Origin of the sequence: Stenotrophomonas sp. Marseille-Q4652, from assembly GCF_916618915.1 — a bacterium.
In the GTDB taxonomy this organism is placed as follows: domain Bacteria; phylum Pseudomonadota; class Gammaproteobacteria; order Xanthomonadales; family Xanthomonadaceae; genus Stenotrophomonas.
Map to the genome: position 1 here is coordinate 2,479,843 of NZ_CAKAKE010000001.1, position 14,839 is coordinate 2,494,681.

At 68.7% G+C, this 14,839-nt stretch carries 11 protein-coding genes; 4 read left to right on the forward strand and 7 right to left on the reverse strand.

Annotated features, from left to right (window positions below):
- Window positions 1–13: 13 nt before the first annotated feature.
- A complete protein-coding gene (locus LG380_RS11825) occupies window positions 14–529 on the reverse strand; it encodes a c-type cytochrome (RefSeq protein ID WP_225765351.1) in 516 nt (171 codons plus the stop codon).
- Window positions 530–643: 114 nt separating this feature from the next.
- The gene (locus LG380_RS11830) at window positions 644–1,270 is read right to left on the reverse strand and encodes a TetR/AcrR family transcriptional regulator (protein ID WP_225765352.1); all 627 of its coding nucleotides are present in this window, start codon (window positions 1,268–1,270) and stop codon (window positions 644–646) included.
- A gap of 136 nt (window positions 1,271–1,406) precedes the next feature.
- Here LG380_RS11830 and LG380_RS11835 point away from each other — a divergent pair, with 136 nt between their 5' ends.
- From LG380_RS11835 to LG380_RS11845, 3 genes are read left to right on the forward strand one after another with little or no spacing between them, the layout of a single operon-like run.
- Window positions 1,407–2,570, forward strand: a complete 1,164-nt coding sequence (locus tag LG380_RS11835) for an isovaleryl-CoA dehydrogenase (protein ID WP_225765353.1) — start codon at window positions 1,407–1,409, stop codon at window positions 2,568–2,570.
- 9 nt (window positions 2,571–2,579) lie between these two features.
- Entirely contained in the window at window positions 2,580–4,190 is a 1,611-nt protein-coding gene (locus tag LG380_RS11840; RefSeq protein WP_225765354.1) for a carboxyl transferase domain-containing protein, read from the forward strand.
- Window positions 4,191–4,220: 30 nt separating this feature from the next.
- Window positions 4,221–6,197 carry an acetyl/propionyl/methylcrotonyl-CoA carboxylase subunit alpha gene (locus LG380_RS11845; RefSeq protein WP_225766592.1) on the forward strand — a complete coding sequence of 659 codons (1,977 nt, stop codon included), beginning with the start codon at window positions 4,221–4,223 and terminating at the stop codon, window positions 6,195–6,197.
- A gap of 41 nt (window positions 6,198–6,238) precedes the next feature.
- Here the strand turns inward: LG380_RS11845 and LG380_RS11850 are convergent, their stop codons facing one another.
- On the reverse strand, window positions 6,239–7,426 hold the full coding sequence (locus tag LG380_RS11850) for a putative peptide maturation dehydrogenase (protein WP_225765355.1): 1,188 nt from the start codon (window positions 7,424–7,426) through the stop codon (window positions 6,239–6,241).
- 260 nt (window positions 7,427–7,686) lie between these two features.
- Between LG380_RS11850 and LG380_RS11855 the strand changes: the two genes are divergently transcribed.
- The gene (locus LG380_RS11855) at window positions 7,687–7,986 is read left to right on the forward strand and encodes an NHLP-related RiPP peptide (protein WP_225765356.1); all 300 of its coding nucleotides are present in this window, start codon (window positions 7,687–7,689) and stop codon (window positions 7,984–7,986) included.
- A gap of 3 nt (window positions 7,987–7,989) precedes the next feature.
- On the opposite strand, the gene LG380_RS11860 is transcribed toward LG380_RS11855, so the two are convergent.
- The 4 genes from LG380_RS11860 to aceB all read right to left on the reverse strand — a co-directional run bounded on the left by LG380_RS11860 (window position 7,990) and on the right by aceB (window position 14,763).
- Window positions 7,990–10,554, reverse strand: a complete 2,565-nt coding sequence (locus tag LG380_RS11860; protein ID WP_225765357.1) for a putative peptide modification system cyclase — start codon at window positions 10,552–10,554, stop codon at window positions 7,990–7,992.
- 2 nt (window positions 10,555–10,556) lie between these two features.
- On the reverse strand, window positions 10,557–11,603 hold the full coding sequence (locus LG380_RS11865) for a GGDEF domain-containing protein (protein ID WP_225765359.1): 1,047 nt from the start codon (window positions 11,601–11,603) through the stop codon (window positions 10,557–10,559).
- 164 nt (window positions 11,604–11,767) lie between these two features.
- Window positions 11,768–13,060: an isocitrate lyase gene (gene aceA, locus LG380_RS11870; protein ID WP_225765361.1), complete on the reverse strand. Its 1,293-nt coding sequence runs from the start codon at window positions 13,058–13,060 to the stop codon at window positions 11,768–11,770.
- An 80-nt stretch (window positions 13,061–13,140) separates the two neighbouring features.
- A complete protein-coding gene (gene aceB, locus LG380_RS11875; protein WP_225765363.1) occupies window positions 13,141–14,763 on the reverse strand; it encodes a malate synthase A in 1,623 nt (540 codons plus the stop codon).
- Between the last annotated feature and the right edge of the window lie 76 nt (window positions 14,764–14,839).

The following is a 14,839-nucleotide window of genomic DNA, read 5'->3' on the forward strand; positions in this document are numbered from 1 at the left end:
GCGTGGGTGCGGGTCACTTCAGGTTGCCGACCATCCAGTCCACCGTGGCACGCACCTGTTCCTCGCTCAGCGACGGATTGCCACCCTTGGGCGGCATGATCCCGGCCGCGCCGGTGAAGCCTTCGATGGCGTGCCTGTAGAGGGTGTCATTGCCCTGGGCGATGCGCGCATCCCAGTGGCCGTGGTCCAGGGTCGGGGCCCCGCCCACGCCATTGGTGTGGCAGGCGCCGCACAGGTTGTCGTAGATCACTTTGCCGTCGGTAGTGCCGCCGTAGGCGACCTGCCCGGCCGCCTTGGCAGCGGCGGCGGCCTGTGCGGCAGCCTGGGCGGCGGCGCCGGTGCTGCCGGCATACACCGCACCGGACGGGGCAATGCGCTGTTCGGTGCGCTTGGCCGCCGTCGGCGAGACTTCAGGGGGAATTGAGCGATGCAGGAAGGCTGCGAAAATGATCAAACCCAGCGTGATCAACACCAACAGACCGATCACCATGGAGAACCGCTTGAGGAACTCTAGGTCGTAATTCCGCACGTCCGATCACCCTGACAGGAAGTCGCTTGGAAGACAGCAGTCGGGCGAGTATAGACCAGCGATGAACGGGGCCTGCAACGGCGCTTTCGTGCGGCAGCGCAGCAACGCCCAGAACTATCCGCGGCCCTTGCCCGTGCCGGCGCCCACCGCACGCAGGCAGAACGCGCAGATCGAATCGATCAGCATCTCGTCGTTGGCGATCGCCTCGCGGCTCGGCGCGGTCGGCCCGACCAGCGCCTCGGTGTAGGCGCCGACGATGCACGCGGCGGCCACGTCCAGGTCCTGCGGCGGCAGCTCGCCGCTGGCCACGCCCTCGGCCACGATGCGACGGAACACGTCACCGAACAGGCGCCGGCAGCGGATGCGCTCGGCGTCCACTTCCGGATCCACCGGCTCGGCGATGAAGGCATAGGCCAGGCCGGGGCCGGCCAGCGCACGACGCACGAACGAGGCCACCGCCAGCTTCAACCGCTCGGCGGCCGGCAGCGGGCGCGCCGCGATCTCCTCGAGGATCCCGACCTCATGTGTCACCGCCGCGGTCAGCACCTCGACGAACAGCTCCGCCTTGGACGGGAAATGCCGGTAGATCAGCCCGGTCGACACCCCCGCTTCGGCCGCCACCGCGGTGACCGGCGCATTGCGGTAGCCGCCGGCGGCCACCAACCGGCGGGCGGCCTGGAGGATGCGCTCGCGCGCTCCGGCCAGGCGTTCTTCCATCAGTGCGGAGCGTTTGTAGGCCATTTCCTGATTCTAATTTCAATTTTTGAATTTGTATTCACTTCTTGCGGAAAGCCCGCTAGGCTGGGCCCCTCGCCCGTCTGACGCCCAACGTCATCCCCACCCGGTGCGCCCTTCCACTGCCGTTGCGGAGCCACCCATGCACGTGCCATCGCTTGATTTCGATCTCGGCGAAGAGATCGACCTGCTGCGCGAAAGCGTAGCCGCCTTTGCCGCCCACGAGATCGCCCCGCTCGCCGCCCAGGCCGACGAGGAAAACCGTTTCCCCAACCCGCTGTGGCGCAAGCTCGGCGAGCAGGGCCTGCTCGGCCTGACCGTGGAGGAGGAGTACGGCGGCAGCGGTATGAGCTACCTGGCCCATGTGGTGGCGATGGAGGAGATCTCGCGTGCCTCCGGCAGCATCGGCCTGAGCTATGGCGCGCACTCCAACCTGTGCGTGAACCAGCTGCGCAAGAACGGCAACGAGGCACAGAAGCAGAAGTACCTGCCGAGGCTGTGCAGCGGCGAGCACGTTGGCGCGCTGGCGATGAGCGAGCCCGGCGCCGGTTCGGACGTGGTGTCGATGAAGCTGCGTGCCGAGCACCGGGGCGACGAATTCGTGCTCAACGGCAACAAGATGTGGATCACCAATGGTCCCGATGCCGACGTGCTGGTGGTCTACGCCAAGACCGACCCGGAAGCCGGCCCGCGCGGCATCACCGCCTTCCTGATCGAGAAGGGCATGCCCGGTTTCTCCACCGCGCAGAAGCTGGACAAGCTCGGCATGCGCGGCTCCAACACCTGCGAGCTGGTGTTCGAGGACTGCCGCGTGCCGGCGGAAAATGTGCTCGGAGAAGTGGGCGGCGGCGTTCGCGTGCTGATGTCCGGCCTGGACTTCGAGCGGGTGGTGCTGTCCGGCGGCCCGCTGGGGCTGATGGCCGCGGCGATGGACGTGGTGATGCCCTACGTGCACGAGCGCAAGCAGTTCGGCGAGCCGATCGGCAGCTTCCAGCTGATGCAGGCCAAGCTGGCCGACATGTACGTCGGCCTTGGCGCCTGCCGCGCCTACGTCTACGCGGTGGCGCGCGCCTGCGACAAGGGCCGCACCACCCGCCAGGACGCCGCCGGCGCGATCCTCTACGCCGCCGAAAAGGCCACCTGGCTGACCGGCCAGGCGATCCAGGTCCTCGGTGGCAACGGCTACATCAACGAGTACCCGACCGGCCGCCTGTGGCGCGACGCCAAGCTGTACGAGATCGGCGCCGGCACCTCGGAGATCCGCCGCATGCTGATCGGCCGCGAACTGTTCCAGCGCACTCTCTAAGGCCCCGCCATGACGGTCATCAACAGCCAGCTGCAACCGGGCAGCGAGTCCTTTGAAACCAACCGCGCCGCGATGCAGGTGGTGGTCGACGACCTGCACGCCACCCTGGCGCAGGCCACTATGGGCGGCAGCGAGGCGGCGCGGGCCAAGCACACCGCGCGCGGCAAGCTGCTGGTACGCGAGCGCATCGACGCCCTGCTCGACCCGGGCAGCCCGTTCCTGGAGATCGCGCCACTGGCCGCGCACGGCATGTACGGCGGCGACGTGCCCTGCGCCGGCGTGGTCGCCGGCATCGGCCGCGTCTCCGGCGTGGAATGCGTGATCGTGGCCAACGACGCCACGGTCAAGGGCGGCACCTACTACCCGGTCACGGTGAAGAAGCACCTGCGCGCGCAGGAGATCGCCCAGCAGAACCGCCTGCCGTGCATCTACCTGGTCGATTCGGGCGGTGCCTTCCTGCCGCTGCAGGACGAGGTGTTCCCCGACCGCGACCACTTCGGCCGCATCTTCTACAACCAGGCCAACCTGTCGGCGGCCGGCATCCCGCAGATCGCCTGCGTGATGGGCAGCTGCACCGCCGGCGGCGCCTACGTGCCGGCGATGAGCGACGAGACGGTCATCGTCAAGGAACAGGGCACGATCTTCCTCGGCGGTCCGCCGCTGGTGAAGGCCGCCACCGGCGAGGTGGTCACCGCCGAGGAACTGGGCGGTGCCGACGTGCACACGCGCATTTCGGGCGTGGCCGACCACATGGCCGACAACGACCTGCAGGCGCTGGCGCGGGTGCGCTCGATCATCGCCAACCTCAACTGGCGCAAGCCGGCCAGCGCGCTCGCCCTGCAGCCGCCGCAGGAGCCGCTGCATCCGGCGCAGGAGCTGTACGGGGTGATCCCGGCCGACACCCGCAAACCGTTCGACGTGCGCGAGGTGATCGCGCGAATCGTCGACGGTTCGCGGCTGGACGAGTTCAAGCCGCGCTACGGCAGCACCCTGGTCACCGGCTTTGCCCACCTGCACGGTTACCCGGTCGGCATCATCGCCAACAACGGCATCCTGTTCTCCGAGTCCGCGCTCAAGGGCGCGCACTTCATCGAGCTGTGCTGCCAGCGCGGCATCCCGCTGGTGTTCCTGCAGAACATCACCGGCTTCATGGTCGGCCGCAAGTACGAGCACGGCGGCATCGCCCGCGACGGCGCCAAGCTGGTGATGGCCGTGGCCAACGCGCGGGTACCGAAATTCACCGTGGTCATCGGCGGCAGCTTCGGGGCCGGCAACTACGGCATGTGCGGCCGCGCCTATTCGCCCAACTTCCTGTGGATGTGGCCCAACGCGCGGATCAGCGTGATGGGCGGCGAGCAGGCCGCCAGCGTGCTGGCCACGGTCAAGCGCGACGGCATCGAATTGCGCGGCGGCCACTGGCCCGCCGAGGAGGAGGAAGCGTTCAAGGCGCCGATCCGCGAGCAGTTCGAACAGCAGGGCCACCCCTACTACGCCAGCGCGCGGCTGTGGGACGACGGCGTGATCGACCCCGCCGACACCCGCCGGTTGCTCGGCCTCGCCCTGTCGGCCAGCCTCAACGCGCCCGCGCATGAAACACGCTTCGGCGTGTTCCGCATGTAACGGCGCCGCCCCATGAACGAGCCTTCCACCATGTTCGACAAGATCCTGATCGCCAACCGCGGCGAGATCGCCTGCCGCGTCATCGCCACCTGCCGCCGGCTGGGCATCGCCACCGTGGCGGTGTACTCCGACGCCGACCGCGATGCGCGCCACGTGCGCCTGGCCGACGAGGCCATCCACATCGGCCCCGCCGCGGCTGCCGAGAGCTACCTGCGCGGCGAGGTGATCCTGCAGGCGGCGCAGCGCAGTGGCGCCCAGGCCATCCATCCCGGCTACGGCTTCCTGTCCGAGAACGCCGGCTTTGCGCAGGCCTGTGCGCAGGCCGGCATCGTCTTCATCGGCCCGCCGGTAAGCGCGATCCAGGCCATGGGCGACAAGAGCGCGGCCAAGGCGCTGATGCAGCGCGCCGGCGTGCCGCTGACGCCCGGCTACCACGGTGACAACCAGGATCCGGCGTTCCTGCGCGAACAGGCCGATGCCATCGGCTACCCGGTGCTGATCAAGGCCAGCGCCGGCGGCGGCGGCAAGGGCATGCGCAAGGTCGAGCGCAGCGCGGACTTCATCGAGGCGCTGGCCGGCTGCCAGCGCGAGGCGCAGTCGGCGTTCGGCAATCCGCACGTGCTGGTGGAGAAGTACGTGGAGCGTCCGCGCCACATCGAGATCCAGGTGTTCGGCGATGCGCACGGCAACGTCGTGCACCTGTTCGAACGCGACTGCTCGGTGCAGCGCCGCCACCAGAAGGTCCTGGAGGAAGCGCCGGCCCCGGGTATGACCGCCGAACGGCGCGCGGCGATGGGCAAGGCCGCCACCGATGCCGCGCGCGCAGTCGGCTATGTCGGCGCCGGCACGGTGGAGTTCATCGCCGGCCCGGGCGGCGATTTCTACTTCATGGAAATGAACACCCGGCTGCAGGTCGAGCATCCAGTGACCGAACTGGTGACCGGCACCGACCTGGTCGAGTGGCAGCTGCGCGTGGCCGCCGGCCAGCCGCTGCCGAAGTCGCAGGAACAACTCGCGCTCAACGGCCACGCCATCGAGGCGCGGCTGTATGCCGAGGACGCCGACCGTGGCTTCCTGCCCTCGACCGGCACCCTGCGCCACCTGCGCCTGCCGTCGAACGATGCGCACGTGCGCGTGGACGCGGGCGTCGAGCAGGGCGATGCGATCACGCCCTACTACGATCCGATGATCGCCAAGCTCATCGTCTGGGACGTGGACCGCGACGCCGCGCTGCGGCGCATGCAGGCCGCGCTGGCCGACTGCGAGATCGCCGGTGTCACCACCAACGTCGCCTTCCTGTCGCGCCTCGTACGCACCGGCTCGTTCGCCAATGCAAGGCTCGATACCGCGCTGATCGAACGCGAGCAGCCGGCGCTGCAGCCGCAGGCGATGGACGAGGCGGGCTGGCAGCTGGCGGCACTGGCCGCAGTGCTGCAGTCACCGGCCCCCGCGGTGGATCCGCTAGATCCGCATTCGCCGTGGGCGGCCAGCGATGGCTGGCGCATCGGCGGCCCGGCCTGGCGCCAGCTCGAACTGGAGCATGGCGGGCAGCGCCGCAGGCTGCGCCTGCGCGCGCTCGGCGGGGCCTGGGAGATCGAGCTCGACGGCCAGCGCAGCACCGCGACCTGCCAGGCGCAAGGCCCGCACCGCCGCGTCTGCATGGATGGCCGCCAGCTGCAGTTGCGCGTGCTGCGCGACGGTCCGCGCCTGCACCTGTTCGGCCACGACGGCGGGCGTCCGTTCCTGCTGCACGATGCCATTGCCGAGGCCGATCACCCGCCGGTGGAACAGGGTGGCCTTGCCGCCCCCATGCCCGGGCGCGTGGTCGCGTTGCCGGTGGTTCCCGGCAGCCGCGTGACCCGCGGCCAGCCGCTGGTGGTGCTGGAGGCGATGAAGATGGAGCACAGCCTCAGCGCGCCGGCCGATGGCGTGCTCAGGGCCTATCGCGTGGCCGAAGGCGAACTGGTGGCCGAAGGTGCGGCGCTGGTGGAGTTCGAGGCCGACTGATCACGGCCCAGCCGCAGCACCACCGTGCTGCGGCTGCGTGGTCAGGCCCAGATCCGGCAGGCCGGATCCAGCTCGGCCACGGTCATCTGGCTGGCGCGCCAGCCAAAACCACAGATCGCCACCACGCCCTGGGTGACCGGATCCAGTCCCAGCGCGCGCTCCAGGTGCTTTTCATTGATCGCACCAGTGATGAAGGCGCCCAGCCCCAGGTCGGTGGCGGCCAGGTAGAGCGTCTGCGAGACGTGCCCGGCCTCCAGCGCCACCACGCGGTAGCCCTTGGCGTGGTGCCGGTATTTCCAGAACGTGCGGTCGAAACGCGGCGCCAGCGCCACCAGAACGTGCGCGTCGCCAAACCAGTGCTGCTGCGCCACCGCTTCCATCACGAACTCCGGCAGCCCGCCTTCCGGTGCCGGCAGCGCCTCCAGCGCATGCACGTCGGCGCGGTAGTGGTACAGCCCCGGCGCCAGGCCCTCGACGTTCTGCACGACCAGGTAGGCCTCCATCGGATGCAGGCCACCGCCGGAGGGCACGTTCTTCTTCAGGAACACCAGGTCGCCGGTCACTTCCACCTTCGCCTGCGCGGCCAGTGCGCGCTCGATGACCTTGGCGAACACCGGCAGCGGCACCGGACGCGAGGCGTCGAAGTTCCGGCAGGTCACGCGCCGGTGCATCAGCGCGTCGAAATCACTGTGCGGCACCTCGGGCAGCCGGATCAGCTCGTCGTCCGCGGTCACCAGCCTGCGCGCCTCGGCCGGCGGCTCACCCAGCACCTGGCGCATTTTCGAGGCGGTTTCGGTGCCGGACTCGTGCATGTTGCGCACCGCATCCACGCCGTCCCAGCGGGTAAACGCATGCAGTACCGCACCCAGCGGATGCCAGTAGCCCTGGCGCAAGCGCTCGTCACGCTCGCGGTGCGCGTCGTGCAGGCCGGGCGCCCTGGCTACCAGCAGGCCGCTGTCGAGCAGGGCCTGGGCGGTGCCACGCTCTTCGCCCAGCGAATCCAGCGCGGTCCATGCCGACGGGCTGATCCGTCCCAGCAGTTCGCGCTGCCGCGCATCGACGGCCACCGGTTCACCCAGGTGCGGTGCCAGCGCCTGCCAGCGCAGGGTGCGGCGCAGGCCATCGCCACCGCCCACCAGCTCCTGCAGGTCGAACTCCACCGTTTCCTGCGGCTCGAACACCAGCACTGCGCAGCGACGGATCAGGACCTTGGATTCATCGATGGACATGCAGGGCTCCGGTTGTCGGTAATCGGGACGCGGGCGGCGTGTTGCCCGGCATATCGGGAATGCTCCGCCGCCAGCGCGCCCATCGCAGGCATGCCGTTCCGTGCTGCATCCGGAGTCCCCTTTCAGTGCGCCGCCTTTCTTCCCCCGGCCGGCGCGGGCCCATTCTAGCGGTGGTGCCGGCTGCTAACATCGCCGCGCAGCAAAGGAACAGCAGTCCGCAGGACCCTCATCTCAACGACATCCACAGGGAAGAAAACGCAATGTCCAAGCTCCAGCTCGACACCGCTACCGCCAACAAGCTGATCGACCTGCTTTCCACCGACGATGACTTCCGCAAGCTGTTCGCCAGCGACACGCTGGCCGCACTGCAGAAAGCCGGTGCCGAGCCCAACGATGACCTCAAGGAATTCGTCGCCAGGGACTGTGCCAAGGTGACCCTGGCCGACAAGGAAACCATTGCCGGGGCGCGCAAGGAGATCACCACGATGCTGACCAGCGGCGTCGGTCATAGCGTGCCGATGCTCGATGCCGACCACGCCGGCACGCGCCCGCTGAAGTAAGCGCTAACCCGGCGCGAGGATCGCGCCCACTGCCGTCGCCCCGCGGGTGTTTCCCGGGGCGGCGGCGATGGCCTTGTTCACTTCCAGCACGTTCAGCGCCTGCAGGCAGTAGACGCATTCGATCTCGGCATAGGCCATGCCGCGCCGCTCGCGCAGCCACTTGAGCTGGGCCTCGGCCAGCGCGGCATCACCGGCGGCGGTCGCCGCATGCAGCAGCTCCACCCGGGTCTGGATGCGTGATTGTCCGTCCACGAAGGGCTTGAGCAGCTCCAGCGCCTGCTTCGGATTGCCCGACAGCCGGGCACTGCCGGCGGCCACCACGGCCCGGAATTCCTGCAGCACCCGGCCGGCCGGGAGGTTCTGCGCCCGGCCCAGGCGTGCGCTCACCTGCTCGGCAAGTGCACGGTCGCCGGCGCGCTGTGCCACGATCGCCGCCGCCAGCGCGATCGTCGCCGCCAGCGCGATCGTCGCCCGGTCGGTGGCCTCCTGCGGCACCGCGTTGTCGATATCGGTCATGGCCATGCGGACGGCCTCGCGCGCAGTGGCGATGGCATCGCTGCGGCAGCCATCGGCCAGGTATGCGGTTGCCAACGGCACGAAGTAGGCCAGCCCTTCGACGCCGGGGGTCTTGCCATGTTCGCGCACCGCGGCCTCGGCGCGCTCCACGGCGTGGCCGGGGCGGCCCTCGTCCAGCGCGATGGAGACCCGCACGGGCTCGCCAAGATCCGGTCGACCTGACGCTTCGATCAGGCCATAGGCACGGCCGAATTCACCCTTGGCGGCCACGGCCGTGGCCTGGCGCACCATCGAACTGCGCCAGCCCAGTTCCACCGCCTTGCGGAAGGCGGCTTCGGCACCGGTGTAGTCACCCAGCGCCAGCAGCACGCGCGCATGCTGGTCCACGCCCACGCTGGACAGCTCATAGCGGCTTTCGGCAACCCGCGTGGAATAGACCTTCGCGTCCTGGAAGCGGTTTTCCTCGAAGTAGTTCAGTGCGGCGTTGTGCGCGGCGGGAACGAAGTCCGGGTACAGGTCCGCCATCCGTGCCCAGCCATCGCCGGCCTGGTCGGGCTGCAGCATCTGCAGTTGCCAGTTGCGCGCATACATCGCCTCGCGCGGCGGCAGGTGCTCGGACAGCGTGGTCGCCTTCTTCAGCGCGTCGGTGGCGCTGCGGAAATCCAGCGAGGCGTAGTACGCCCTGACCTTGCCCAGCCATGCCAGGGCAAAAGCGTTGTCGATATCGATGGCGCTGTCATAGAACGCCAGCGCGGCGACGTAGTCGCCCTGGGCGTACTTTTTCTGGCCCAGCGCGTAGGCCCGCAGCGCATCGAGGCTGGCGGTGGTGACCTCCGGCAACGGCTGGCTGTCCTGGCGGATGTTGGCCGGACTTTCGCCCAGCTTGTCGCGCAGCTCGGCCGTCACCGTGTCGATTGCGGCCAGCATCGTCGCGTTGCTGGCGTAGGCGGAACTGACCAGCAGGGTCTGGCGCTGCGTTGGATCCATCATCTCGACGGTGAAGCGCTTGCGCCCGCCAACGTCGGCCACCGAGGGCAGCAGCACCAGGCGCACGCCCAGGCGCTGCGCGACATCGGCCGCGGTTTCGCGGTCCAGCCGGGTGGCCAGGGGATTGCGGCGCATCATGTCCAGCGTCCGCCGCGTGCGTTCGTCGCTCACCACGTTGACGTAGCGCGACTGCTCCAGGCTGATGCGGAATGCCTGCTGCAGCGAATCGTCCAGCAGGCTGTCACCGGTGAGGTTGCGCAGGTCACCGACCACCACCCAGTCGCGCTCGCTGAAGGCGATTGCCGGTTGCGGTCGGCTGACGAACCAGACGCCGATACCCAGCAGGGCCACCAGCGCCACCTCGGCCACCAGCGCGGCCGGACGCCGCCACAGCGGCAGGTCACGCCAGGCCTTGGGCGAATTGCGCGGCGCGCGCAGCGGCGCCACGCCGATCTCGCCGGCTTCGTAGACCTCCTGCACGGTGGGCACGCCCTTGAAGCGCCAGCGCCCGTGCGATTTCCACAGCAGCCGCTCGTTGCGCTCGCCCAGCTCGTCGCGCGCGGCGCGATGGGCCAGCGACTCGGCCACCGCCGAAAGCAGGATCTGGCCGGGCCGGGCCAGGCTCATCAGGCGCGCGGCCAGCGGCTTGGCCAGGCCTTCGACCTCCAGCGGCTTGGCCCCGGCCTGCACCGCCGGCACCGAGTTGTGCCAGGTGACCACCTCGCCGACGTGGATGCCGGCGCGGGCGCGCAGCTTCAACTTGCGCTCGCGGCCCAGCTCCTGCAGCCCGCGCATGTAGTCCATGGCGAAGGCCAGCGCGTTGACCGGTCGGTCGAACAGCAGCAGCAGGCCATCGGACCGGTCGATCAGGCGGCCGCGCCACTGCTGCTGGAGCATCAGCACGAGCCGGTCGTGGTGCTGGAACAGTTCCGCCGCCGCGCTGTCGCCGAGCTTTTCCACCAGCGCGACGGAATCGCACAGGTCGGTCAACAGTACCGTCTGCAGTTGTGGTGCAGAGGGGGCCGTGTCATCGGCCGGCGCTGGAGCCGCCTGTTCGTTCAACATGCTCAGTCACCCCGGTTCCCTGGTACGGCCCAGTGCATGCGGTTGCCCCCCAGGCGCTTGGCCTCGTACAGCGCGCTGTCGGCCTGGGCGTACCAGTCGCTCCAGTCCTGCGCCGGGTCGAGCAGGCTGACGCCGATGCTGACCGGGCAGATGCGCGGCACGGGCTGCGTGCGTTCCAGCAGGCCATGGACCGCCTGCAGGATGAATTCGGCGATGTGTTCCAGCGATTCGACCGTGGCATCGGTGACCAGCAGGCAGAATTCGTCGCCGCCGAGCCGGCAGGCCAGGCCATCGGGCTGCACCACCGAACGCAGGATGTTGGCCAGCGACTGCAGCACGCGGTCGCCGGCCAGGTGGCCGTGCTGGTCGTTGACGTGCTTGAAGCGGTCGCAGTCGATCAGCAGCAGGCCGTGCGGCAGCGAGTGCAACGGCGTGCGGCAATCCTGCAGGTACAGGGTCAGGCCGCGGCGGTTGTGCAGGCCGGTCAGCTCATCGGTCCGCACCAGCTCCTCGGTATGGGTGAGCTGGTGGGTGGTGGTGTAGAGGTTGTCCAGCGCCGTTTCCAGGTCGTGGTTGCGGCGGCGCAACTGCCGGATCAGAATCTGTTCGTTGGACACCACGCGGATGATGGTGCGGCGCAGGAAGTAGGACACCAGGCCAGGGTCGTGCTCGACCAGCCGCTGGAAGTCCTCGTGCTCGATCTCCAGCAACTGCAGGTCGGTGGAGGCGCGGGCGTCGGCGGCGCGGCGGTGGTCGCCGATCAGCAGGCCAAGCTCGCCGAAGAATTCATTCGGGCCCAGGTACTTGATGACCAGGTCCTCGCCGAAATCCAGGTCGACGATGCCGGACTGGATGACGAACATGGAACTGCCGCAGTCGCCGCGCTGGAACAGCAGCTCGCCGGCGGCGACGCGTCGTAGACGGCCAAAGCGCGCGAACAGCTCGAACTCGTCCGGGGACAGGATGGCGTGCACGATCTGCGCCGTCGCCAGGGCGGCGCCAGTCCTGTCGACTGCATTGGCTATGGAAGCAGCGTTGGCGCCACTCATTTCCCTGCCCATCCCCTACGCCCATCCCGGCTAGCGTCGGAGCATACCATCGGATAAAACCGTACGAATATCACGTTTCCGTACGGGTTCAGACCGCCCATGCAAACGCAAGACGGGCGCCCGACAGGACGCCCGTCTTGCTTGGTGACGGCTTGCGGTCGTCCTTAGTGGACTTCTTCGCCGTGGAACTGCTCTTCCTCGGTGGAACCGGTCAGCGCCGTGGTCGAGGACTGGCCCTGCTGGATGGCCTGGGTCACCGCGTCGAAGTAGCCGGTGCCGACCTCGCGCTGGTGCTTGACCGCGGTGAAGCCCTTCTCGGCCGCGGCGAACTCCGCTTCCTGCAGCTCGACGAAGGCGCTCATCTGGCGGCGGGCATAGCCGTGGGCCAGGTTGAACATCGAGTAGTTCAGCGAGTGGAAACCGGCCAGGGTGATGAACTGGAACTTGTAGCCGTAGCTGGCGATTTCCTTCTGGAATTTGGCGATGGTTTCGTCGTCCAGGTTCTTCTTCCAGTTGAAGCTCGGCGAGCAGTTGTAGGCCAGCAGCTTGCCCGGGAACTTCGCGTGGATGGCCTCGGCGAACTTGCGGGCGAACTCCAGGTCCGGCTTGCCGGTCTCGCACCACACCAGGTCGGCGTAGGGCGCGTAGGCCAGGCCGCGGCTGATGGCCTGATCCAGGCCATTGCGGGTGCGGTAGAAACCTTCCGGGGTGCGCTCGCCGGTGGTGAACGACTGGTCGTTCGGGTCGATGTCGCTGGTCAGCAGGTCGGCAGCCTCGGCGTCGGTGCGGGCGACCAGCAGGGTCGGCACGCCCATCACGTCGGCGGCCAGGCGCGCGGCGTTGAGCTTCTCCACCGCCTCGCGGGTCGGCACCAGCACCTTGCCACCCATGTGGCCGCACTTCTTCACCGAGGCCAGCTGGTCCTCGAAGTGCACGCCGGCGGCACCGGCCTCGATCATCGCCTTCATCAGTTCAAAGGCGTTGAGCACGCCGCCGAAGCCGGCTTCGGCATCAGCCACGATCGGCTGCAGGAAATCGATCCCGTCCTTGCCTTCGGCGTGGTGCAGCTGGTCGGCGCGCAGCAGGGTGTTGTTGATGCGCTTGACCACCGCCGGCACCGAGTCGGCCGGATACAGCGACTGGTCCGGGTACATCTGCCCGGCCAGGTTGGCGTCGGCGGCCACCTGCCAGCCGGACAGGTAGATCGCGTTCAGGCCGGCCTTGACCTGCTGCATGGCCTGGTTGCCGGTCAGCGCGCCCAGCGCGTTGACGAAGTCCTTCTCGTGCAGGTACTTCCACAGCTTCTCGGCACCCAGCCGGGCCAGCGAATGCTCGATGTGGACGGTGCCGCGCAGGCGCACGACGTCCTCGGCGGTGTAGTTGCGGGTGATGCCCGCCCAGCGCGGATTGGTGTCCCAGTCCTTCTGGATTTCGGCGGCGGTCGGCAGCTTGCTCATGGTGTTTCTCTCCAACTTTCAAGGGGGGAAATGCACGTTCGGGGCACGGGCCGGCGCGGGCGCCGGTTCCGGAGTAGCGGTCAGTCGATCTGTCGGTAGGCGGGAAGGGTGAGGAAGTCGGCCAGCTCGTCGGCGCGACTGAGCTCATCGAGCAGGGCGATGGCTTTTTCGATGCGGTCGCCGCCCGGCAGGCCGCTGGTATCGCCCAGGCGGGCCGGCAACGCACGCAGGGTCGACTCCAGCAGGGCCAGATCGATGGCGGTGCCGTCGTCCAGGTGCAGCCCACCGACGTGCAGCCACTGCCAGATCTGGCTGCGGCTGATTTCGGCGGTGGCCGCGTCCTCCATCAGGTTGTGGATCGGCACGCAGCCGTTGCCGGCCAGCCAGGCGGCCAGGTAGCGCACGCAGACCTCGACGTTGTTCTCGAAGCCGGCGCGGGTGATGGTGCCGGCCGGCGCGGTGATCAGGTCATCGCGGCTGACCTCCACGTCGCGGCGCAGCACGTGGTGCTGGTTCGGCGTGGGCATGTGCTCGTCGAAAATGGCCTTCGCCACCGGGATCAGCGCCGGATGCGCAACCCAGGTGCCGTCGTGGCCGGCAGTGACCTCGCGCAGCTTGTCCGCGCGCACCCGGGCCATCGCCTGCTCGTTGGCGGCGGCGTCGTGGTTGATCGGGATCTGCGCGGCCATGCCGCCCATGGCGTGGGCGCCACGGCGGTGGCAGGTCCTGATCAGCAGTTCCGAGTAGGCCTTCAGGAACGGCTGGGTCATGGTGACCTGGCCGCGCTCGGGCAGCACCTTGTCGGCGTGGCGACGGAAGGTCTTCAGGTAGGAGAAGATGTAGTCCCAGCGGCCGCAGTTCAGGCCGACGATGCGGTCACGCAGGACGTACAGGATCTCGTCCATCTCGAACACCGCCGGCAGGGTCTCGATCAGCACGGTGACCTTCATCTGGCCGTGCGGCAGGCCGAGCATGCCCTCGATGTGCGACAGCGCGGTTTCCCACAGCGCGGCTTCTTCCATCGACTGCAGCTTGGGCAGGTAGAAGAACGGGCCGCGCTGCTTGCACATCAGCGTGCGGGCGTTGTGGAAGGCGAACACCGCCGCATCGAACAAGCCACCGGCGATCGGCTGGCCGTCGACCAGCACGTGCTTCTCGTCCAGGTGCCAGCCGCGCGGACGCACGATCAGCACCGCCTGCTCCTCGAACGGACGCAGGCTGTAGTGCTTGCCATTGGGGGCGGTGTACTCCAGGTCGCCGCGCACCGCACCGATCATTGCCTGCTGCCCGGCCAGCACGTTGGCCCAGGTCGGCGAGGTCGAATCCTCGAAGTCGGCCATGAACACCTTGGCACCGGAGTTCAGGGCGTTGATCACCATCTTCGGGTCGGTCGGGCCGGTGATCTCGACGCGGCGGTCCTGCAAGGCCTCCGGCAGCGGGGCCACGGTCCAGTCAGCCTCGCGGATGGCGGCGGTATCGGCGCGGAAGTCCGGCAGGCCGCCCTGGTCGAAGAACGCCTGGCGCTCGCGGCGCGCCGCCAGCCGGGCCTGGCGCTCCTTCTCCACTGCGCGGTGCAGCGATACCAGAAGCGCGAGCGCACCGGCCGGGAGCAGCGTGGCCTGACCGGCGATCTGCTGGGTCAGGGTGATGCCCGGGGTCGGACTCTCGGCGACCGGGCCGGCGGGGGCTGCAACGGCTGACATGGCGGACTCCTTGTGTTTCGGGCTTCCAAGGTGCCGTCGCGGCTGAGTATTTGACAAAACAGTTTTTGCAATGTTT

Excerpts from the sequence above, each read along its gene's own strand:
- LG380_RS11835 (WP_225765353.1), top strand. The coding sequence starts at position 1,407 with ATGCACGTGCCATCGCTTGATTTCGATCTCGGCGAAGAGATCGACCTG.
- LG380_RS11830 (WP_225765352.1), bottom strand. The coding sequence starts at position 1,270 with ATGGCCTACAAACGCTCCGCACTGATGGAAGAACGCCTGGCCGGAGCG.
- LG380_RS11845 (WP_225766592.1), top strand. The coding sequence starts at position 4,221 with ATGTTCGACAAGATCCTGATCGCCAACCGCGGCGAGATCGCCTGCCGC.
- LG380_RS11865 (WP_225765359.1), bottom strand. The coding sequence starts at position 11,603 with ATGAGTGGCGCCAACGCTGCTTCCATAGCCAATGCAGTCGACAGGACT.
- LG380_RS11850 (WP_225765355.1), bottom strand. The coding sequence starts at position 7,426 with ATGTCCATCGATGAATCCAAGGTCCTGATCCGTCGCTGCGCAGTGCTG.
- LG380_RS11855 (WP_225765356.1), top strand. The coding sequence starts at position 7,687 with ATGTCCAAGCTCCAGCTCGACACCGCTACCGCCAACAAGCTGATCGAC.
- LG380_RS11840 (WP_225765354.1), top strand. The coding sequence starts at position 2,580 with ATGACGGTCATCAACAGCCAGCTGCAACCGGGCAGCGAGTCCTTTGAA.
- LG380_RS11860 (WP_225765357.1), bottom strand. The coding sequence starts at position 10,554 with ATGTTGAACGAACAGGCGGCTCCAGCGCCGGCCGATGACACGGCCCCC.
- aceA (WP_225765361.1), bottom strand. The coding sequence starts at position 13,060 with ATGAGCAAGCTGCCGACCGCCGCCGAAATCCAGAAGGACTGGGACACC.
- aceB (WP_225765363.1), bottom strand. The coding sequence starts at position 14,763 with ATGTCAGCCGTTGCAGCCCCCGCCGGCCCGGTCGCCGAGAGTCCGACC.